Source organism: Hamadaea tsunoensis DSM 44101, assembly GCF_000428945.1.
In the GTDB taxonomy this organism is placed as follows: Bacteria; Actinomycetota; Actinomycetes; order Mycobacteriales; family Micromonosporaceae; genus Hamadaea; species Hamadaea tsunoensis.
On record NZ_AUAX01000009.1, the window covers coordinates 249,428 to 268,866 of the forward strand.

18 protein-coding genes are annotated in these 19,439 nt (G+C 69.4%); 11 read left to right on the forward strand and 7 right to left on the reverse strand.

Annotated elements, in window-relative coordinates; genetic code table 11:
- Positions 1–13 precede the first annotated feature (13 nt).
- Positions 14–718 carry a DivIVA domain-containing protein gene (locus tag G401_RS0119020; protein ID WP_027343760.1) on the reverse strand — a complete coding sequence of 235 codons (705 nt, stop codon included), beginning with the start codon at positions 716–718 and terminating at the stop codon, positions 14–16.
- Between the two features lie 136 nt (positions 719–854).
- The gene (locus tag G401_RS0119025; RefSeq protein WP_027343761.1) at positions 855–1,112 is read right to left on the reverse strand and encodes an acyl-CoA-binding protein; all 258 of its coding nucleotides are present in this window, start codon (positions 1,110–1,112) and stop codon (positions 855–857) included.
- A 407-nt stretch (positions 1,113–1,519) separates the two neighbouring features.
- Here G401_RS0119025 and G401_RS0119030 point away from each other — a divergent pair, with 407 nt between their 5' ends.
- Positions 1,520–1,822 (forward strand): DUF4193 domain-containing protein, encoded by a 303-nt coding sequence (locus G401_RS0119030; RefSeq protein WP_027343762.1) that lies wholly within the window; start codon positions 1,520–1,522, stop codon positions 1,820–1,822.
- 120 nt (positions 1,823–1,942) lie between these two features.
- Here the strand turns inward: G401_RS0119030 and G401_RS0119035 are convergent, their stop codons facing one another.
- Together G401_RS0119035 and G401_RS46750 are read right to left on the reverse strand one after the other, a co-directional pair.
- On the reverse strand, positions 1,943–2,293 hold the full coding sequence (locus tag G401_RS0119035; RefSeq protein ID WP_084557336.1) for a DUF2203 domain-containing protein: 351 nt from the start codon (positions 2,291–2,293) through the stop codon (positions 1,943–1,945).
- A 23-nt stretch (positions 2,294–2,316) separates the two neighbouring features.
- Positions 2,317–2,826 (reverse strand): gluconokinase, encoded by a 510-nt coding sequence (locus G401_RS46750; protein ID WP_034592162.1) that lies wholly within the window; start codon positions 2,824–2,826, stop codon positions 2,317–2,319.
- Positions 2,827–2,936: 110 nt separating this feature from the next.
- Between G401_RS46750 and G401_RS52920 the strand changes: the two genes are divergently transcribed.
- The 5 genes from G401_RS52920 (at position 2,937) to G401_RS55925 (ending at position 8,230) form a co-directional block, all read left to right on the forward strand.
- A complete protein-coding gene (locus G401_RS52920) occupies positions 2,937–3,635 on the forward strand; it encodes a hypothetical protein (protein ID WP_027343764.1) in 699 nt (232 codons plus the stop codon).
- Positions 3,636–3,835: 200 nt separating this feature from the next.
- Complete coding sequence (locus tag G401_RS0119050) at positions 3,836–5,269, forward strand: M1 family metallopeptidase (RefSeq protein ID WP_027343765.1); 1,434 nt, start codon at positions 3,836–3,838, stop codon at positions 5,267–5,269.
- 376 nt (positions 5,270–5,645) lie between these two features.
- The gene (locus G401_RS0119055; RefSeq protein ID WP_027343766.1) at positions 5,646–6,089 is read left to right on the forward strand and encodes an HNH endonuclease; all 444 of its coding nucleotides are present in this window, start codon (positions 5,646–5,648) and stop codon (positions 6,087–6,089) included.
- A 56-nt stretch (positions 6,090–6,145) separates the two neighbouring features.
- The gene (locus G401_RS0119060; RefSeq protein ID WP_027343767.1) at positions 6,146–7,246 is read left to right on the forward strand and encodes an ABC transporter substrate-binding protein; all 1,101 of its coding nucleotides are present in this window, start codon (positions 6,146–6,148) and stop codon (positions 7,244–7,246) included.
- 831 nt (positions 7,247–8,077) lie between these two features.
- A complete protein-coding gene (locus tag G401_RS55925) occupies positions 8,078–8,230 on the forward strand; it encodes a hypothetical protein (RefSeq protein WP_157545864.1) in 153 nt (50 codons plus the stop codon).
- Between the two features lie 172 nt (positions 8,231–8,402).
- On the opposite strand, the gene G401_RS46760 is transcribed toward G401_RS55925, so the two are convergent.
- On the reverse strand, positions 8,403–9,155 hold the full coding sequence (locus tag G401_RS46760) for a tryptophan 2,3-dioxygenase (protein ID WP_034592165.1): 753 nt from the start codon (positions 9,153–9,155) through the stop codon (positions 8,403–8,405).
- A gap of 102 nt (positions 9,156–9,257) precedes the next feature.
- Between G401_RS46760 and G401_RS0119070 the strand changes: the two genes are divergently transcribed.
- Positions 9,258–9,704, forward strand: coding sequence for an Lrp/AsnC family transcriptional regulator (locus G401_RS0119070; protein WP_027343768.1), 447 nt, complete (start codon positions 9,258–9,260; stop codon positions 9,702–9,704).
- On the opposite strand, the gene kynU is transcribed toward G401_RS0119070, so the two are convergent.
- Positions 9,697–10,971: a kynureninase gene (gene kynU / locus G401_RS0119075; RefSeq protein ID WP_027343769.1), complete on the reverse strand. Its 1,275-nt coding sequence runs from the start codon at positions 10,969–10,971 to the stop codon at positions 9,697–9,699. The genes G401_RS0119070 and kynU overlap by 8 nt on opposite strands.
- 52 nt (positions 10,972–11,023) lie before the next feature.
- On the opposite strand from kynU, the gene G401_RS0119080 reads away from it, so the two are divergent.
- On the forward strand, positions 11,024–11,644 hold the full coding sequence (locus tag G401_RS0119080; RefSeq protein WP_027343770.1) for a GNAT family N-acetyltransferase: 621 nt from the start codon (positions 11,024–11,026) through the stop codon (positions 11,642–11,644).
- Between the two features lie 119 nt (positions 11,645–11,763).
- Here the strand turns inward: G401_RS0119080 and G401_RS46765 are convergent, their stop codons facing one another.
- Positions 11,764–14,988: an efflux RND transporter permease subunit gene (locus G401_RS46765; protein ID WP_051366839.1), complete on the reverse strand. Its 3,225-nt coding sequence runs from the start codon at positions 14,986–14,988 to the stop codon at positions 11,764–11,766.
- Positions 14,989–15,106: 118 nt separating this feature from the next.
- Here G401_RS46765 and G401_RS46770 point away from each other — a divergent pair, with 118 nt between their 5' ends.
- The 3 genes from G401_RS46770 (at position 15,107) to G401_RS0119100 (ending at position 19,423) form a co-directional block, all read left to right on the forward strand.
- On the forward strand, positions 15,107–15,574 hold the full coding sequence (locus G401_RS46770; protein WP_034592167.1) for a MarR family winged helix-turn-helix transcriptional regulator: 468 nt from the start codon (positions 15,107–15,109) through the stop codon (positions 15,572–15,574).
- 86 nt (positions 15,575–15,660) lie between these two features.
- The gene (locus tag G401_RS58350) at positions 15,661–17,913 is read left to right on the forward strand and encodes a glycosyl hydrolase family 18 protein (RefSeq protein WP_084557339.1); all 2,253 of its coding nucleotides are present in this window, start codon (positions 15,661–15,663) and stop codon (positions 17,911–17,913) included.
- Positions 17,914–17,938: 25 nt separating this feature from the next.
- Positions 17,939–19,423 (forward strand): carbohydrate binding domain-containing protein, encoded by a 1,485-nt coding sequence (locus G401_RS0119100; RefSeq protein WP_064741797.1) that lies wholly within the window; start codon positions 17,939–17,941, stop codon positions 19,421–19,423.
- The last annotated feature ends 16 nt before the right edge of the window (positions 19,424–19,439 follow it).

Consider the following 19,439-nt stretch of genomic DNA (forward strand, 5'->3'; position numbering starts at 1 on the left):
GGGCGGATTGGTTTCAGCTCTTCGCAGGTGGGCGGTGCTTTGCCGGGCCGTTGCCGCCCGGCTCGGCCGGTCCGGTCGCGGGTCCCAGGTTGCGGACCGGCGCCGTGGCCTTGGTCGGGCCGCCGGCCGGGCCGCTGTTCGAGGGCATCCCGTTCACGGCACTGCCGTTCACCGCAGCCTCGTTCACCGCAGCCCCGTTCACCGGAGCCCCGTTCATCGGAGTTCCGTTCATGGGCGTCCCGTTCGCCGGAACCGCCTTCTTGGCCATGCCGTTCGGGCCGACCGCGAACGCGCCCGCCCGGGCCTGCGCCTCGGCGATGATCTTGGCCGCCTCCGTACGCGCGTCCGCCATGACCTTCTCGGCGTTCTGGCGTTGCTCGCGCAGCCGGGAGCCGGCGGCGATCTCGGAGTCCTCCTGGGCCGCGCGGCGGATCCGGTCGGCGTCGGCGTGCGCCTTCTCCAGGGCGGCCCGCGCCTCGTCGCGCAGTGTCGTCGACTCCTCCTCGGCCAGCCGGAGCATGTCCTGGATCCGCGTGGTCGCCGACGACGTCGTCGTGCCGCTCGCGAGATCGTGGCGCAGCCGGGTGTTCTCGTCCCGTACGCGTACCACCTCGTCCTCGACCGGCAGCAGGCGGCGCACGGTGCCGGACAGTACGCGCAGCTCGTCGCAGAGCGCGTTGACGTAGTCGTCGACTTCCGAGCGCTCGTAACCGAACATCACGGTATGGAAGAGGTCATCCTCCTCATATCCGGTTTCCGGTATTTCCTGCACATTTTTCACTTTTGCCATGCGTAAGAGATTAGGACGTCGCTCCGGTACGCACCGGGAGTTTGCCGATAAAGGGGCCGACTCTTCAGCGTCCGAGAAGCTGGTTCGCGAGCGCGACGTACTCCGCCTGGGCGGTCTCGGGCGCCTTTCCGGCCAGTCCCTTCCAGGCGTCGTACTTCGCCCGGCCGACCAGGTCGAAGACGCCGGGCCGGCTGCCGGTCGCGTCGCCCTGCGTACCTTGCTTGTACAGCGCGTACAGCTTGAGCAGCGTCGCGTTGTCGGGGCGCTGGGCGAGGCCCTGCACGTCGGCCTGGGCCTGGGTGAATTGCTCCTGCACGGACATGCGGGCGACCCTACCGCCCGGTGCCGCCGGCGCGGGGGAGGCGCGGAGGCCGAGCTTGAGTGAGGACGCGTGAACGGCTCCGGATCCGCCGTTTACTACCTAGAGTGACCACATGACCACGGCACACCTAGCGTGACGGCGTGAACACGGTTATTGTCGTACCCCCGGACCGGCCGCACTCCCGGGCGATCCACCGGCTTCGGCAGGGATGAACGGCTGGATTCGGGGCACGGGTGGCCTGGCGGCAACGCCTGGCGCTACTGGTAATTTGTCCCAGATTGTCCGATCGGCGTGGCGCGAGTCACGTCACAGAAATTGGTCATCGGGTACGCCAAGATCGGGGAACATACCCGCCGGCGTTCTTGTTCGTTAAGCCACCCAGACGAAAAGGGGAGGGGGACACTTCAATGGCCACCATTACCGACTACGACGCGCCACGTCGCCCTATGGTCGACCTCGAAGAGGACAGCCTGGAGGAGCTCAAGGCCCGGCGGTCGACTTCGGGTTCGCCGTCGGTCGACGTCGACGAGACCGAGGCAGCCGAGGGCTTCGAGCTGCCCGGGGCAGATCTGTCCGATGAGGAGCTGACGGTGACGGTCGTGCCCATGCGGGCCGACGAGTTCCGCTGCTCGCGGTGCTTCCTGGTGCATCACCGCAGCCAGTTGGCCCGACAGAAGGACGAGCAGCTCATCTGCTCCGAGTGCGCCTGACGACGGCCGGCCGGCCCGGGGGGAACGGGCCGGTCCGACCGGGTCCGGCGGGGTGAGGTCCGACCTCGCTCCGGCCGGCAGGCCGTCGGCGCCGCGCGTCGCACTCCCGGCGGCGGGCGGTCAGATCCGCCGCCGGCCGGGAAATCCACACTCGACACGGTGGTACCACCCGATGTCGGGATCGCCTTCCAGCCAGCACCACAGCACGGGTCGCCCGTCACGCTCGCCGGGGAAGTCGAGCAGGACGGGCGCGTACCCTTTGACCTGGACATCGAGCTCGGCGATCTCTTCCAGCGTCGCGTAGACCCGCGCCTCCAGGGCCTTGGCCTCCGCGAGCCCGCCGAGCGGGCTGGCGCCGTCGGCGTCGAGGTCGGCCCGCAGTTCGGCGAGGTCGGCCCGGGCCGTGATCAGTTCGTCGATGCGCGGGCGCAGGGCCGCGAACCGGCGCCGCGCCTCATCCAGGGTGAACACGCACTCAGTATGCGCGGCGGCCGTCATTCCATGCGTACGCTGCGGGCCGCGATCTCGGCGACCAGATCGTCGACCGGGAGCCGGGCGTCGACGGTGAGCACGTCCTCCTCGGGCGCCGGCTCCTCCAGCGTGGCGAACTGGCTGTCCAGCAGCTTCTCGGTGAAGAAGTGACCGACCCGCGCGGCGACCCGGCTGTGCGCCACGGCCCGGTCGAGGTGCAGGTAGACCAGCAGGGTCCGGCGGCCGTCGCGCAGTTCGTCGCGGTACGCCCGCCGCAGCCCCGAGCACGCCACGACGCCCGATTTCCCGGCGGCCAGTTCGGCGTCCATCCAGGACGCGATGCGGGCGAGCCACGGGCGGCGGTCGTCGTCGGTCAGCGCGATGCCCTGCGCCATCTTCCGGACGTTGGCCACCGGGTGCAGATCGTCGCCGTCGACGAAGGCCGTGCCGAGCTTCTGCGCCAATGCCTTGCCGACGGTCGTCTTGCCGCTGCCGGCCACGCCGAGCAGGACGATGATGTGCGGTGCGGTCATGGGTTCATCATTCCGGGTGCCCGTCGGCCGCGCCTCACGTGGCGGGCAGGCCGCGCTGCGTACCCTCATAAGTAGTGAGAAAAGCGGACAGAGTGTATGCGGCTGCGGCGATGATCGCCGTGGCCGCCGGTGTGCTCGCGCTGCCCGCGGCCGCTCTGGCCGACACGGGGGTGAGCCTCGCGGCGGGCGACGCGCCCGCGACCGCGTCCGCCGCGGCCAGGGGCTGCCCGGACGGCGGCCCCGTGACGGGCCGGGACACGTGGTTCTTCGCGCTGCCGGACGCGGGCCGGACGTTCGTGTCCGTCTCGGCGCAGTTCACCACGACCTCGGGGACGGCCACCACCGTGTCGACGGCGCCGGAGTCCGGATCGCACGAGGCCAGCGTCACCACCGACGCCGGCTGGACGCTCATCGGCGCGACCGCGACCGTGAGCGGGGACCCGGCCGACGGGCTCGCCTTCCGCCTCGACCACGCCTGCCCGGCCGCCCCGCCGCCCAGCCCGAGCCCGTCACCGAGCGCGCCGCCGAGCGCGAGCCCGATCGCCGTGCCGCCGTCGTCGGCCAGGCCGTCGGCGAGCGCGACGCCGTCCCGTTCCGCGGCCGCCACGCACGTCGCCGGCGCCCGCGAGGTACCGGCCCGGCCGGCGCACGCGTACGCCTCGGCCACGCCCTCGGCCTCGGCGGACCTCGCGGCGGACGGGTCGATCCCGCGGCGGGTGGCGCTCAGCGGCCTGCTCATCGGTGCGGGCGCGGTCCTCGCCGCGATCACGGCCGCCGGCCTCATCCTCGTCAACCGCCGCCGCGCCTGACCCACACCCCACCCTCCCGCCTCCAAGATCCCGTTTGGATCACGGTTGTCACCCGAATCATGGCCCAAGATTCGGGTGATTTCCCTGATCCGAACGGGATCAACGGGCTGGGCCGCACCGGGAGCGCGAGAGCGCGGGGCGGGGCGGCGGGACGAGTTCCAGGGCGGACGGATGTCGGACGGGGCCGCTACCGTGGCGCGGTGCGTCTCACCCCTCTCACACTCCTCACGCTGCTCGCGGTGGCCGGCTGCACCGCCACGCCCGCCCCCGTGCCGACGCCGGCGCCGGTCACCTCGGCCGCCTCCTCGCCCAGCGCCGCCGCCGCGCTCGACTACGGCGCCTTCGCGGCGGGCAGGTCCCAGCCGGTCAAGGACACCGTCTACCCGAAGCACGGCAACCCCGGGCTCGACGTCCTGCACTACGGCCTCGACCTCGACTGGTCGCCCGCCACCCGCAAGCTCACCGGCACCGCGACCGTCCAGGTCCGCGGGGCGGTCGCGCTCTCCTCGATCCAGCTCGACTTCTCCAGCGCGTACGCGATCCAGGGCGTGACGGTCGACGGATATCCGGCCGAGGCCGACGACAGCGCCGACAAGCTGACCATCCACAAGGGACTGGACGCGGACGCGTACGCGACGCTCGTGGTGAAGTACGCCGGTACGCCGAAGCCGACGCCGATGCCCTCACACCGCAGTGACGCCGAGCCGCTCGGCCTGACAATGACCGCAGACGGTTCACTGTGGACGATGCAGGAGCCGTTCGGGGCCTTCACCTGGTACCCGGCCAACGACCAGCCCTCGGACAAGGCGCTCTACGACATCGACGTGACGGTTCCGGCCGGCTGGACCGCGATCGCCGGCGGTACGCCGCGGCCGCGTACCGGCGACACGTTCCACTTCACGTCGGAGCATCCGGTCGCGAGCTACCTGACGACGCTGGCCGTCGGCAAGTACCAGCAGGAGACGGCGAAGGGGCCGCACGGCATCCCGTTGACCTACTGGTACCGGCCCGGCAAGGACGACGCCGCGATGAAGATCGTACGCAAGTCGCCGCAGTACCTCTCCTGGCTGGAGCAGCACTTCGGGGCGTACCCGTTCGCGACCGGCGGGGTGCTGCTGGTGCCGTCGGCCTCGGGCATGGAGACCCAGCAGATGATCACGATGGGCACCAAGTTCGAGGCGGGCGACCTCCTGCACGAGTACTCGCACCACTGGTTCGGCGACACCGTGGGCCCGACGACCTGGTCGGACGTCTGGCTGAACGAAGGCTGGGCCATGTACGCGCAGCTGCTGTGGCAGGCCGAGCAGGAGCACATCACCGACGCGCAGCTGACGACCTGGCTGCGGGCGACCGACGCCAAGCTGCGCAAGTCCGTCGGGCCGCCCGGGAAGCCGCCGGCGGACAGCTTCGCCGAGGGCAACGTCTACATCTGCCCGGCCGCGATGCTGCACACGATCCACCGTCAGATCGGTGACCAGGCGTTCTTCTCGCTCGCGAAGGACTGGGCGCAGCAGCACAGGGACGGTACGGCCGACCGTGCCATGTTCATCGCGTTCGTGAACCAGCACACCGGCCGGGATTTCACCAAGCTCATCACGACCTGGCTGGACTCGCCGACGACCCCGGCGGCCTGACCCGTACAGGTTGATCCCAGGAGAAACGCGCCGGTTAACCGATTGCCGACCCGTGCGGCGGCACTTATCTTGATCTCCGTACCGGTCGCGTCCCGCGGCCGGCCCGATCGATGGGACGCGCCATGACACGACTGCTGGGCACCGGTTCGCCGTGCCGCCCCGGCCTGTCGTGGGCGGCGTACCCGATGGCCGATCGGGAGGCGCGCGATCGCCGGGACATGGGACAACAGCGCTAGAAGCGCATGCGGCTCCGACGCCGCCCGTCCCCGGGTTCCGGCCGGGTACGGGCGGCGTTTTGGCGTCCACCGGACCCCATCGACTCGAGAAGGACCCGAAGAAGGTGACGATTTCCAGATAGAGGGGAGTGTGCGACCCGATGAGCGGAGTACTCGTTCTCAACGCCGATCTCGGTCCGCTGCACCGGGTCAGCCTCCGGCATGCGATACGCATGCTGCTGCGGCAGGTCGCGGTGGTGCACGAGGCGGATCACGACCGGGCCATCGGCGCGTACCCGAAGCCGACCGTCGTGCGGCTCGTCCACTATGTAGTGACCCGGTGGCGGCACAGCCGCGGCCCGGCCTGGTCGCGTTCGGGCGTGCACGCCCGTGACGGCCACCGCTGCGGTTACTGCGGCCGGCCGGCGTACACGATCGACCACATCGTGCCGAGGTCGCGGGGCGGGCTGAACACGTGGCTCAACACCGTGGCCGCGTGCGGGGTCTGCAACCAGCGCAAGGCCGACCGCACCCCGGCCGAGGCCGGCATGACCCTGCGGATCGTGCCGTCGGCGCCGACCTGGTACTCCCTCGCCCCTCGATAAGGAAGCCCTCGCACGCGGTATTGCCGGGCGAATCCACCAAATCGGATTATTTACGTATGGATGGATTCTCCCGGCGTACCGCGCTCGGTGGCGTACTCGCCCTCGTCACCGCACCCGTTCTCGGTGGCGTACGCGCCGACGCGATGGACTCGCCCGTCCGCGTCGGCGTCCTCACCGACCTCACCGGCCCGCTCGCCCCGTACGCCCAACGGCTCCTCGCGGGCATGCGCTACCGGGCGGACGAACTCGGCGGCGGCCACGGCGGCATGCCCCCGATCGAACTCGTCGTCCAGGACGCGGCCGGCGATCCGAAGACCGCCCAGGACGCCACCGCCGCGCTGCTCGACCAGGGCGTCCACGCGCTCGTCGGGGCCAGCGTCCCCTGGCTGTGCGCGCCCCTCGTCGAGATGGGCCAGACCGCCTGTACGCCGGTCGTCCTGCCCGTCTCGGGTACGCCGCCCACCGAGTCCTTCGTCTTCCAGAGCGGGCCGACGGCGCAGCAGGTCGTCAAGGCCGCGCTGCGGAACGTGCAGAGCGCGGGCCTGACCAAGGTCGCGCAGCTGGCCCTGGACAAGGCGGCCGCGCCGGACCTGCTCGGCGCCGCGGCGAGCGATCTCGGACTCCAGGTCGCCGGGGTGGAGACGTTCGCCCTGGACGCGACCGACCTGTCCGGCCCGGCCGGGAAGATCGCCGCAGCGAAGCCCGAAGCGGTTCTCGTGAGCGCGCTGCCACCCCAGTCAGGGCCGGCTGTACAGGCCCTGAAGGACGCCGGCTTCACCGGGCCGGTCCTGGTCTCGCCGGAAGGCGTACTCCCGGATCTGCCGGAGGGGACGAAAGCGGTGGCGCCGTGGGTGATCAACGCATCCGGTACGCCGGAGACCGTGCCCAACGTCGCGACCCTGCGCCGGTTCGCGGCCGGGTACGCGACGGCGAACGGGCCGGTGACCCCGGCGGCGGGCTTCGGCGCGGACGCGATCACGTTGGTGCACCAGGCATTCCTCGGTACGCGTGACCGCAAGGCGGCGCGGGCGCAGCTGGAGGGCCTGTGCTGTCTGGGAGTCTGCGGAGTGTTCACGGTGACGCCGGAGCAGCACGCGGGCCTGGCGCCGGACGCGCTCGCGGTGGCCACGATGACCAAGGGGGTCTGGACGTTCTGACCCTCGCCGCCAACCGCGCGGGAAAGGAGAAATTTACTCGTCAACAGATATGGCGAAGGCTGGGAGTGCGCGGTAGAGTTCCGTCAACGCTCGTCCCGACGGTTTCCCCCGTGATCGCCGGGACGAGCTTTTCTGTGTTCGCTGAGGGTTTCTAAGATCAACGGGGCTTCTAAGATCAAGTTCAGGATCCTTATTTCCCGGGTTCGTCGATCTTATTTCCGCTCCTCCCGCGGGAGACCGTTCCGCCCCTATCGCTGCGCTCCGGGGACTCCACTGCCAGGTGAGTGGGGCGACGCATCGTCCACCGTCGTCCGGTCACCGTTGCACCCCTCACCCCCGGCCTTTGTCGCGACTGTCCGATATGGCGGTTGGGTGGGTCGGCTGGTCGGTGATCGTTCGCGGCTGGGATGTAGTTTCCGTGCTCCTCCTCTCGATCCATTGCGGGCGGGATGTAGGTAGGGGCCGTTTTCCTGCATCCCGACCGCTATTGATCTTGGGGAGGGGCGCGTTTTGACATCTCGGCTGTTGTGGATCACGTCCACGCCGTCCTGCTTCCAGCCGTTGTCCGTGATGCGGGAACGATCTTCCGTCAGGCGGACACGGCGCGCTGATTTCTTGATCGTTTACGGCTGAGGTGTCAATCCGGCCCGATCTGCATGATCAATGACGCGTCAGGTGTAGCAGAACCCGGTCAGCGCGCTCCAGAACCGTAAACGATCATGCAGATCGGGCCGTTTCTGCGCCTCAGCCGTAAACGATCACCCCGTCGACCGCCGCCCAGCACCCATATCGGACAGTCGCGACAAAGCCAGAACCAGCCAGGGTCGGACGGTGGCCCCGATCTTCAAGGTGGTCGACGATCTTGCGCGAATGCCTCGAATTTCGTCCGATACGCCCGAAAAGCCCGAACATTCGCGCAAGATCGTCGACCGTGACGGGCGCAAGCCGGACAGTCGGGACAAAGGCCAGGCGGAGGGTGGGTGAGGCTGGTTGGGGGTGGGGTGAGACGGTGACCGATCCGCGGTGGACGATGCGTCGCCCCACTCACCTGGCAGTGGAGGCCCCGGAGCGCAGCGATTGGGGCGGAACGGTCTCCCGCGGGAGGAGCGGAGGTGAGATCGACGAACCCGGGACAAGAAGATCGTGATCTTATGTCTCAGAGCTGGTTGCGGACTTCCCAGAGCTCGGAGAACGCCCGCTCGTGGACCGTCTTCTCCAGCCATCGCGCCCCCGAGGACCCCCCGCTGCCGGGCTTGTCGCCCATGACCCGCCAGACGGCCGTCAGGTGCAGCTGCTTCCAGCGCAGGAACCGCTCGGCGACCGCGAGCAGCGTCTCGCCCAGCTCAACCAGCCCGTCATCCTGTCCTCTGTAGACGGACAGCCAGTCCTCGTGGCCGCGGCGCCGGATGAAGGCGCGGGCGGTCTCGTCCAGGCTCGGCTGCTCCAGCTGCTTGTCGAGGTCCGCGACGACGGCCGGCATGGCCGCGTGCGGGCAGACGAGTCCGGACCGCTTGTTGCCGAGCAGGAACTCCAGGTGCCGGTAGCCGTACGACTGGAAGCCCGACGCCTCCCCGAACGAGTCGCGGAACGAGGCGAACTCGGCGGGGGTGAGCGTACCGAGGAGGTCCCAGGACTTGATCAGGACGTCCTGGGCGCCGGTCGAGCGCCGCAGGGCCTGGAGCGCGCCGCGGAGATCGTCGGCGTCCAGCCGCGTACGCGCGTCCTCCCATTCGTGCCGGATGAGCGCGAACAGCAGCTCCATCACCTGCGTACCGACGATGAAGGAGAATTCGGCCGGCGCCTGCGTACGCGGAGTCTGCAGCGACAGGAGCGTCTCGATGTGCCCGTACTCCGCGTAGGGAGTACTCCCGTCGAAGGTCGTCTTGGGGGCGCCAGTGCCGTACACCATGACACCATCAAACCTCGGTCGGAGCCCCGGATTGAAGGGCCGTCGAACCCCAAACCGGGCCGCTGACCAGCATGATCGACGGAGAACGGGTACAAAGGCTTTATGAACGTCAAGGACCCGGTCGACTGGCACCTGCTGGCCCTTCTCCAGGAGGACGCGCGGCTGTCGTTCAACGAGCTGTCCCGGCGGGTGAACCTGTCGGCCCCGGCCGTCGCGGAGCGCGTACGCCGGCTCCAGGAGAGCGGGGTGATCTCCGGTTATCACGCGCACATCGACCTGGAGAAGGCCGGCCGGTCGGCGACCGCGCTCATGACGATGCACTGCTACGGGCCGACCTGCCTGCTCAAGGAGCCCGCCGTGCGGACCTGGCCGGAGGTGCTGCAGCTGCACCGGGTCAGCGGCGACTCGTGCTGCGTCCTCGTGGTCAGCGTCCCGGGCATGGCCGAGCTGGAGCACTTCATCGACCGGCTGGCCGCGTACGGGCGGCCGTCGACGGCGATGATCCTGTCCAGCCCGGTCACGTGGCGGGCGGTCGAACCTCTTACGTGACGCGGGACCGCTCGACGGGGAACGCTTCGTAGGACCGGGATTCCACGATCGTCCGCAGCCGGGCGAAGCCCTCGTGGATCTCGGCGAACGTCGTGTACAGCGGGGCGAAACCGATCCGCAGCCGGTCGGGCGTACGGAAGTCGGGGATGACTCCGGCGGCCTTCCACGCCTGGCACAGCTGCCATGCGGCCGGGTGGTGCAGCGTGATGTGGGCGCCTCGGTCACCCCGCGGGGACGCCAGCTCCAGGCCGTGCGGTGCCAGCCAGGCGTCGAAGAGCTGCTCGGCGTACGCGCCCATCGCCCGGGTCTTCGCCCAGATCCGGTCCATCCCGGCCGCCTGGGTGACGCGGATGCCTTCGAGGGCCGCGTACCCGGCCAGCACGGGTGTCGTGCTCACCTGGAACCGCTCGATCGCGGGCACCGGCCGGTAGTCGAAGCCCATCGCGAACTGGTCGGTCTGCCCGAACCAGCCCCAGATCGGCTGGCGCAGCTGCTCGTGCAGGTCACCCCGGACGTACAGGAAGCCGGGCGCGCCCGGACCGCCGTTCAGATGCTTGTAGGTGCAGCCCACCGCGAGGTCCGCGGCCGCCTCCCGCAGCGGCGTCGGCACCGCGCCCGCCGAATGGCACAGGTCCCAGAGCACGAGCGCGCCCGCGTCGTGGGCCAGCCGCGTGACCGCCACCATGTCCGCGACGTTTCCCGACCTGTACGCGACGTGCTGGAGACTGATCAGCGCCACGGAGTCCGGGGCGCACCGGGCGATCGCCGCGGCCACGTCCTCGGTGGTGGTGCCGCGGTCGAGATCCGCCCGGATGACCTCCAGCCGCAGGCCCCGCCGCTGCGCGACGCCCTGCAGGACGTACTGGTCCGAGGGGAAGTTGTCGTCGTCGGTGATGATCACGGTGCGGCCGGGCCGCGCGTCGCAGGCCGCCTCGGCGAGCTTGTAGAGGTTGATGCTCGCGGTGTCGCAGAGCAGCGCCTCGCCGGGATCCACCCCGAGCACGCCGGTCGCCAGCGCGTCGCCGGCCTCGCGGGCGAGGGTGATCCAGTGGTCCCAGCCCCGGACGAGTTCCGCGCCCCACTCGTCGTCCAGCGCGGTACGCATCCGCTCACGGGTCGCCTTCGGCAGCCGGCCCAGCGAATTGCCGTCCAGGTAAATGAGATCTTTCTGGGGAGCGGCAGCCGGAGAGATCACGAAACGGTCCCGGAACTCCGCCAGCGGGTCGGCCGCGTCGAGCTCCTTCGCCTGCGCGAATAGGTCCTTCACCTGCGGAAGATTAGCCGATGGGCGGGGCCGCGAGATGATCTACGGTGGGCGCATGAGTTTTCCCGGATCGGCGCCGACGCTCGAAGGCGCCCTCGTCCGTCTTGAACCGCTCGGCCACCAGCACGCCCCGGACCTCGCCGTCGCCGCCGAGGAAGATCGTGGAACCTACGGATTCACGTGGGTGCCGCCGGCCGCCGAGGTCGACGCGTACATCGACGGGCACCTGGCCCGCGTGGCGGCCGGCCGCCTGCTCCCGTACGCCCAGATCTCGCTCGCGACCGGGAAGGCGGTGGGCGTGACGTCGCACTGGGACCCCCGCGTCCTGGACTCCGGCCGCCTGTACGCCGTCGAGGTCGGCTTCACGTGGCTGGCCCGGTCCGCCCAGGGCACCGGGATCAACGCCGAGGCCAAGCTGATGCTGTTCCGCCACGCCTTCGAGGTCTGGCGGGTCGACCGGGTCGATCTGAAGACGGATGCGCGCAACGCCCGGTCCCGGGCGGCCATCGAGAGCGTCGGAGCGCGCTTCGAAGGCGTACTGCGGAACTGGTCGCAGTCGTGGGCGCCGGGGGAGGCGGGCCGCCTGCGCGACTCGGCCGTCTTCTCCATCGTGGACACCGAATGGCCCGAGGTACGCGCCGCGCTGGAACAGCGCCTGACCCGCTACCCCCGCTGACCCTCAGCCCTCGCACCCCGGCTCGATGATCCGGTTTGGATCAGGGATCGCCACGTAATCTTGGTCCAAGATTCGGGTGATTTCCCTGATCCAAACCGGATCTTTGCTAGTCGACCCTGCTACTCAGTGGGGCGTGAGCGGGCGATCGGGGCGGGGTACTCGCCGGTCTCCAGCGACAGGGCGCCGTGGCCCTGCTTGCCGGCGGAGACCGGGACGTGCGTGACCGCCGGCGCCGGGATCGGAGCCGGGGTCGGAGCCGGGGTCGGAGCCGGGAGGCCCAGCCGCGCGGCCCGCTTGGCGGCCCGCCGCTCCCGGCGCCCCTCGACCATCGTGTAGAGCGTCGGCACCAGGATCAGCGTGAGCACCGTCGAGCTGATCAAGCCGCCGATGACCACGACCGCGAGCGGCTGCGAGATGAATCCGCCCTGGCCGGTGAGGCCGAGCGCCATCGGCAGCAGCGCGAAGATCGTCGCCACCGCGGTCATCAGGATCGGCCGCAGTCGCCGGCGACCGCCCTCGATGACGGCTTCGCGTACGGAGGCGCCCTGTTCGCGGTACTGGTTGATGAGGTCGAGCAGCACGATCGCGTTCGTGACCACGATGCCGACCAGCATCAGCATGCCGATGAGCGCCGGTACGCCCAGCGCCGTCCCGGTGACCAGCAGCGCCAGCAGCGCGCCGGTGGCCGCGAACGGCACCGAGACGAGCAGGATGAGCGGCTGGATCAGGCTCTTGAAGGTGGCCGCCATGATCAGGAAGACGATCGCGATGGCCGCCAGCAGGGCGAGGAACAGGTTGCCGAAGGCGTCCGCCTGGTCGGAGCTGGCGCCGCCGATCGAGTAGCTCGCCCCGGCCGGCAGCTTCAGGTCCTGCAGGGCCTTGGTCAGGTCCTGCGTCGTCTTGCCGAGGTTGCTGCCGGTGGCCGTGCCGCTGACGGTGACGCTGCGGTCGCCGTCGATCCGGGTGATCTGGGTCGGGCCGTCGACGGTCTCGACCGTGGCGACCTGGTCCAGCGTCACCGGACCGGCGACCGGTACCTTCTTCAGCTCGTCGACCGAGGCGGGAGCCTGGACGCCGAACGTGAGCAGGACCGTCTGCTTGTGACCGTCCAGTGTGTACTGGCCGAGCGGCGCGCCCCGGAACAGGGCCGCCACGCTCTGCGCGACCTGCGCCTCGGTCAGGCCCAGGGCCGTCGCCTTCTGCCGGTCGACGGTCACCCGCACCTGCGGAGCGCTGGTCGACAGGTCGCTGCTGACGTCGGTGACGTCCGCGATCCCGGCCATCGCCTGGCGTACCTGGTCGGAAGCGGTCTTCAGGGCCGCCTCGTCGTCGGCCTGCACGATCACCTGCAGCGCGCTGGCCGAGAACCCGCCGCCGCTGCCCGCGTCGACCTTGATCTCACCGGCGCCGCTCAGCGCGTCAAGCTCGGTACGCAGCTTGTCCTGCACGTCCAGCGCCTTGGCGTCCTTGTCCAGGGTGACGCTGAAGTTGGCCTGGTTGCCGCCGCCCAGGCCGAAGCCGAGCGCGCCGCCGCCGGAGCCGATGGTCACCTGGTAGGTGTCCACGCCGTCGGTACGCGACAGCACGTCCTCGACCTTCTTCGCGGCCGTGTCCGTGACCGTCATCGAGGTGCCGACCGGCAGCTTCTGCGCGATCGAGAGCGTGGTCTGGCCGGACTGGTCGAAGAAGTTGGTCTTCAGCAGGCCGCCCATGCCGACGGTCACGAAGAAGACCAGCACCGCCAGGATCAGCGTGATGACCCGGTGGCCCGTGGCGAACCGGATCACCGGCACGTACGCCCGCTGCAGGAAGCTGTTGCGCTCCTTGGCCTCGGCGGCCTCGCGTACGGCCTCGGCGTCGGGGCCGGCCGCCTGCCTGAGGAACCAGTACGCCAGCACCGGGATCACGGTCAGCGACACGGCGAGCGAGGCGAGCAGGGCCACCGTGACGGTGATCGCGAAGCTGGAGAACAGCTCGCCGACCAGGCCGCCGACGAGGGCGATGGGGGAGAAGACGGCGACCGTCGTCAGGGTCGAGGCCGTCACGGCGCCCGCGACCTCCTTGACCGCCGTGATGACGGCGTGCCCCTTGTCCTCCCCGTACGCCAGATGTCGCTTGATGTTCTCGAGGACCACGATCGAGTCGTCGACCACGCGTCCGATGGCGATCGTCAGCGCGCCGAGGGTCAGCACGTTGAGCGAGTAGTCGCCGACCTTCAGCGCGATCAGCGCGACGATGACCGACAACGGGATCGAGACGGCGGTGACGATGGTCGACCGGACCGAGAGCAGGAAGATCAGGATCACGATGATGGCCATGACGAGGCCGAGCAGGCCCTCGGTGGTCAGGCCCTCGATCGACTTCTCGACGTAGGGCGCCTGGTCGAACACCGCGTCGATCTGGGCGTTGCCGCCGAGCTTCGACTTCAGGTCGGGCAGCATGTCCCGGATCTCGTGGGAGATGCCGACCGCGTTGCCGTCCGGCGTGGCCAGGACCTGGATGCCCAGGCTCGGCTTGCCGTTCGTCCGCGTGATGCTCGTCGCCGGGGCCAGTTGCTCGGACACGTTCGCGATGCTGGACAGCTGCACCGGGGCCGGAGCGGTGGCGCCCTTGACCCACAGGCCGCGGATGTCGTCGACGGTCTTCAGCGGCGTACCGACCGAGACGGTCAGCGACTTGTCGCCGTCCGGCACGGTGCCGGCCGGGATCGAGATCCCGTTGACCTTCAACACGTTGAGCAGGTCCGGAACGCTCACGCCGGCCGGGCCGAGCTTCTCCGGCAGCGGCGTGATGACGACCTGCTGCTGGCGCTCGCCGCTCAGGCTGGCCTCGCGTACGCCGTCGATGCCCTGGATGGCCGGGATGACGTCGTGATTGATCTTGTCGGCGAGCAGTTGCTCGTCGGTGTCGCTGCTCACGGCGAGGACGACGACCGGGAAGTTGTCCGTGCTGCCGGCGAAGACCTGCGGGTCCACGCCGGAGGGCAGGGTGGCCGCGATGCGGTTGAGCGACGACTGCATCTTGGCGGTGGCGTCGTCGAGGTTCGTGCCGAAGTCGAACTCGATCTGGACCGTCGCCATGCCCTCACGCGAGGTCGACGTGACGCTCTTCAAGCCGGGCGTGCCCTGCAGGGCGTTCTCGATCGGCTCGGTGACCTGGGCGGCGACCACGTCGGGCGACGCGCCGGCGTAGGTGGCCGAGACGAACGCGGCCGGGAAGTCGAGGGAAGGGAACAGCTGCTGCTTCAGTTGGGGGATCGTCAGGAGGCCGAAGGCGGTCACGATCACCGCCACGAGCGCGGTCAGTCCGCGGTTGGCGAGGCTGAGCCTCGAGAAGAACGACATCAGAGACTCCGGGGAGGTTGGGTCCTACCCGGTTAGTTTGCCTTACGCTAATATTTCGCACTGAACCGGGGTAACTGTTACGCTCGGGTTACCGTTACGGAGATTCTCGGGAGCTGCGGTGACCAGCAAGGACTTGGTGATCGCCCGGATCATGGCCGGTCAGCGCCGGTTTCAGGCCGCGATGGCCCGCGACCGGTCCAGCCCGTTCTTCTCGGTCAACCTGACGATGCAGCAACTGAAGATCCTCTTCACGCTGCGCCTGCACGGCGGCACGGGCGGTCAGGAACTCGCGCACCTCATGGGGGTCAGCCCCGCGACCATGACCGGCATCGTGGACCGGCTGGTCGCCGCGCACTACGTCACCCGCCGCGAGGATCCCCAGGACCGCCGCGTACGCCGAGTCCAGCTGACCCCGGCCGGCGACGAGCTCATCGACGGGCTGATGACGGCGGGCGAGGAGCACCAGACGCGGATCCTGAGCCGGCTGTCGGTGGACGAGCTGACGGTCGTCGCCGATGCCATGGAGATCATGCAGCGGGCGCTGGCCGAGGACGAGGCCGCCGGCACCGAGCCTTCGAGGCATTGACATTTACCGTTAAGGAAACTTAACTAAAAGCTCCTACGAGAGAACAGCCCTGGGGTTCTCGCGCCTCTCTCTCCTGGAGCGTCCACATGCGACGAATGCTCGCAGCTCTCGCCGCCCTGGCGATCGTCCCCCTGGGCGCGGTGGCCTTCCCTGCCCCCGCTTCCGCCGCCAGTGGTCTCGTTGCCACGTTCTCGGCCGCGAACAACGGTTCCTGGTACCTCGACAAGTACGTCGTCAGCAACCCCACCTCGGCCTCGATCACGGGCTGGACGATCGAGTTCGACCTGCCCGCCGGAGTGACCTTCGGGCAGGCGTACAACGCGACGTCGACGGTCACCGGCCAGCACGTCAAGCTCGTCAACGCCTACTACAACGGCACGGTCGCCGCCGGTGCCACGACCGAGCCGTACTCGCCGTGGTTCGTCGCGTACAACTCGGGGGCGACGCCGACCGGGTGCACGATCAATGGCAACAAGTGCGACGGCAGCGCCGACGTGCCGCCGGTCGCGCCCGCCAACCTGCGGGCCACCGGCAAGACGACGACACAGATCGCGCTCGCGTGGGATGCCGCGGCCGGGGGCGATTACCCGGTCAGCAGCTACGACGTCTACCGGGGGACGGTGCTCGCGACCTCGGTCACCGGCACGTCGGCCACCATCACCGGACTGACGGCGAACACCGCGTACACGTTCACGGTGAAGAGCAAGGACACGCACGGCAACGCCTCCGCGGCGAGCGCGCCGCTGACCGTGAGCACCAACAATCCGGCGAACGACACGACGCCGCCCACGGTGCCGGGCAACGTGCACTCGACGGCGAAGTCCTCGACGACGGTCAGCCTCGCCTGGAACGCGTCGACGGACGCCAACGGCGTGTTCGGCTACGACGTGTACCGGGGCTCGACCCTCGCGGCGTCGGTCACCGGCACCTCGGCGACCGTCGCGAACCTGGCGCCGTCGACCGCGTACGCGTTCACGGTGAAGGCCCGCGACACCTACGACAACGTCTCGGCCGCGAGCACTCCGGTCTCGGTCACGACCGACGACGTCGTCTCCGGGTACGCCAAGATCGGCTACTTCGTGCAGTGGGGCATCTACGGCCGTCAGTACTTCGTGAAGAACCTCGACACGACGGGCGCGGCCGGGAAGCTGAACATCGTCAACTACGCCTTCACCAACATCGACCCGGTCAATCTGACCTGCATGAACGGCGTCACCAAGGGCACGACGGCGAACCCGCAGGATCCCGACCAGGGCACCGGTGCCGGTGACGCGGACGCCGACTACGGCCGCCCGATGGCCGCCGCGCAGTCGGTCGACGGCGTCGCCGACACGGGCTGGGAACCGCTGCGGGGCAACTTCAATCAGCTGAAGAAGCTCAAGGCGAAGTACCCCAACCTGAAGATCGTGATGTCGATCGGCGGCTGGACGTACTCGAAGTACTTCTCCGACGCCGCCGCCACCGACGCGTCCCGCAAGAAGTTCGTGTCCTCCTGCATCGACATGTACCTCAAGGGCAACCTGCCGCTCTACAACGGCGCGGGCGGCGCGGGCGTCGCGGCCGGGATCTTCGACGGGCTCGACCTCGACTGGGAATGGGTCGGCAGCCCCGACGGCCACGCCGGCAACCACTACAGCGCCAACGACAAGGCGAACCTGACCGCCCTGCTCGCCGAGTTCCGTACGCAGATGGACGCGTACGGGGCCACGACCGGCAAGCACTACCTGCTGACCGCGTTCACTCCAGCCGACCCCGGGAAGATCAATGCCGGCTGGGACCTGTCGCACATCTTCACCTCGCTCGACATCGCCAACGTGCAGGGCTACGACTTCCACGGCGCGGGCAGCGACAACTCCTGGGAACCGAACCGCACCGGGCACCAGGCGAACCTGTACAACGACACCCAGGACCCCTACTCCTTCCACTTCTCGGCGGACTCCGCGGTGCAGGCGTACCTGTCGGCCGGCGTCAGTCCTCGGAAGATCACCATCGGCCTGCCGTTCTACGGGCGGGGCTGGCAAGGGGTGGCCGACGGCGGCGTACACGGCGAATGGCAGAGCGCGACCGGCGCGGCGCCGGGCCAATTCGCGGAGGAAGCCGGTACGCGCGGCTACTCCAACCTGGTCGCGGGCGTCCCCGGCTGCACGGTCTACCACGACACGCAGTCCGTCTCGACCTACTGCTTCACCGGATCACAGTGGTGGACCTTCGACGACGCCTGGTCCCTCGGGCAGAAGACCGCCTACGTCAAGTCCAAGGGCCTGCTCGGCGTCATGATCTGGGAGATGTCGGGCGACACCGGCACCCTGATGACGGCGGTGAACTCGGGCCTGTCCTGATCCTTCCTTCCTTAAGGAGAAAGCGATGAGAGCACGCGGGACGATCCCCCGGCGGGCCTGGCTCGCCGGTCTCGCGGCGACGCTGGCGGCGGGGGTGATCGCCGCGGGTGCCGTGGCGACCCCCGCCGCCGCGGCGAACGTCGTGGCCAACCCCGGCTTCGAGTCGGGCCTGTCCGGCTGGAGCTGCTCGCTCGGCACGGCCGTCAGCTCACCCGTCCACAGTGGAGCCAAGGCGCTGCAGGGCGCCGCGAGCGCCTCCGACAACGCCCAATGTACGCAGACCGTCACCGTCGTGCCGAGCAGCAGCTACACGCTGACGGCCTGGGTGCAGGGCGCCTACGTCTACCTCGGCGTGACCGGCGGCGTGAGCACCTGGACGCCGTCCGCGGGATCCTGGACCCAGCTGTCGACGACCTTCACGACGGCGGCCGGCCAGACCAGCCTGCAGATCTACCTCCACGGCTGGTACGCCCAGGGCACCTACTACGCCGACGACGTGGCCCTGAACGGCGCGGGTACGACACCTTCGTCACCGGCGGCGTCCCCCACGCGGTCGGCCTCTCCGTCGGCCTCGCCGTCCCGGTCGGCGTCCCCGTCCCCGTCGACGTCGACCAGTCCGCCGCCGGCCGGTGGCAAGCACGCCTGGCCCTACATCGACATCACGTTCAGCTCGCCGTCGATGGTGTCGGTGGCCAACGCGACCGGCCAGAAGTACTTCACGCTGGCCTTCATCCTCGGCTCGTCGGCCGGCTGCGACCCCAAGTGGGGCGCGCAGATCGCGCTCAACGACTCGCGGATCATCAACGACATCCACGGCATTCAGGCGATGGGCGGCGACCTCAAGGTCTCGTTCGGCGGCGCGGCGGCCCCCTATCTCGAAGGATCCTGCTCCAGCGTGGCTTCGCTGGCGGCCGCGTACGAGAAGGTCATCGACACGACCGGGATCAAGCACCTGGACATCGACATCGAGGCGTCGTTCAACATCGACCAGATGAACAAGGCGCTCAAGCAGGTCCAGAGCGAACGCCCCGGCACCACGGTCAGCTTCACGCTGATGGTCGTCGGCGACACGTACGGCATCATCGACTCGCTCGGCGTCGACGTCCTCAAGAACGCCAAGTCCAACGGTGTCACGGTCAGCACGGTCAACCCGATGACCATGGACTACGGCGCGTCGGTGGGGGACTGGGGCGACTCGGTCATCATGGCGGCCGGCAAGGTCGTCGACCAGATGAAGACGGTCTGGCCGGAGAAGTCCGACGCCCAGATCAAGGCGATGCTCGGAGTCACGCCGATGATCGGCCGCAACGACACCGGGCCGGTCTTCACCCAGGCGCACGCGAACAAGCTGCTGGCGTGGGCGCGTACGAACCACATCGACTCGATCGCGTTCTGGTCGGTCGGCCGCGACAACGGCGGCTGCCCGGGCGGCGGAGTGTCGCCGACCTGCAGCAGCATCAGCCAGTCGACCTACGAATTCACCAACATCTTCAAGGGCTACACCGGCTGACCCGCCTCTTCATGAT

Bases quoted from the DNA above. Each gene is read 5' to 3' on its own strand.
- G401_RS0119100 (WP_064741797.1), top strand. From the start codon at position 17,939: ATGAGAGCACGCGGGACGATCCCCCGGCGGGCCTGGCTCGCCGGTCTC.
- G401_RS0119080 (WP_027343770.1), top strand. From the start codon at position 11,024: ATGAGTTTTCCCGGATCGGCGCCGACGCTCGAAGGCGCCCTCGTCCGT.
- G401_RS0119025 (WP_027343761.1), bottom strand. From the start codon at position 1,112: ATGTCCGTGCAGGAGCAATTCACCCAGGCCCAGGCCGACGTGCAGGGC.
- G401_RS0119070 (WP_027343768.1), top strand. From the start codon at position 9,258: ATGAACGTCAAGGACCCGGTCGACTGGCACCTGCTGGCCCTTCTCCAG.
- G401_RS58350 (WP_084557339.1), top strand. From the start codon at position 15,661: ATGCGACGAATGCTCGCAGCTCTCGCCGCCCTGGCGATCGTCCCCCTG.
- G401_RS0119055 (WP_027343766.1), top strand. From the start codon at position 5,646: ATGAGCGGAGTACTCGTTCTCAACGCCGATCTCGGTCCGCTGCACCGG.
- G401_RS46765 (WP_051366839.1), bottom strand. From the start codon at position 14,988: ATGTCGTTCTTCTCGAGGCTCAGCCTCGCCAACCGCGGACTGACCGCG.
- G401_RS46750 (WP_034592162.1), bottom strand. From the start codon at position 2,826: ATGACCGCACCGCACATCATCGTCCTGCTCGGCGTGGCCGGCAGCGGC.
- G401_RS0119020 (WP_027343760.1), bottom strand. From the start codon at position 718: ATGTTCGGTTACGAGCGCTCGGAAGTCGACGACTACGTCAACGCGCTC.
- G401_RS0119060 (WP_027343767.1), top strand. From the start codon at position 6,146: ATGGATGGATTCTCCCGGCGTACCGCGCTCGGTGGCGTACTCGCCCTC.
- G401_RS0119030 (WP_027343762.1), top strand. From the start codon at position 1,520: ATGGCCACCATTACCGACTACGACGCGCCACGTCGCCCTATGGTCGAC.
- G401_RS46760 (WP_034592165.1), bottom strand. From the start codon at position 9,155: ATGGTGTACGGCACTGGCGCCCCCAAGACGACCTTCGACGGGAGTACT.
- G401_RS52920 (WP_027343764.1), top strand. From the start codon at position 2,937: ATGATCGCCGTGGCCGCCGGTGTGCTCGCGCTGCCCGCGGCCGCTCTG.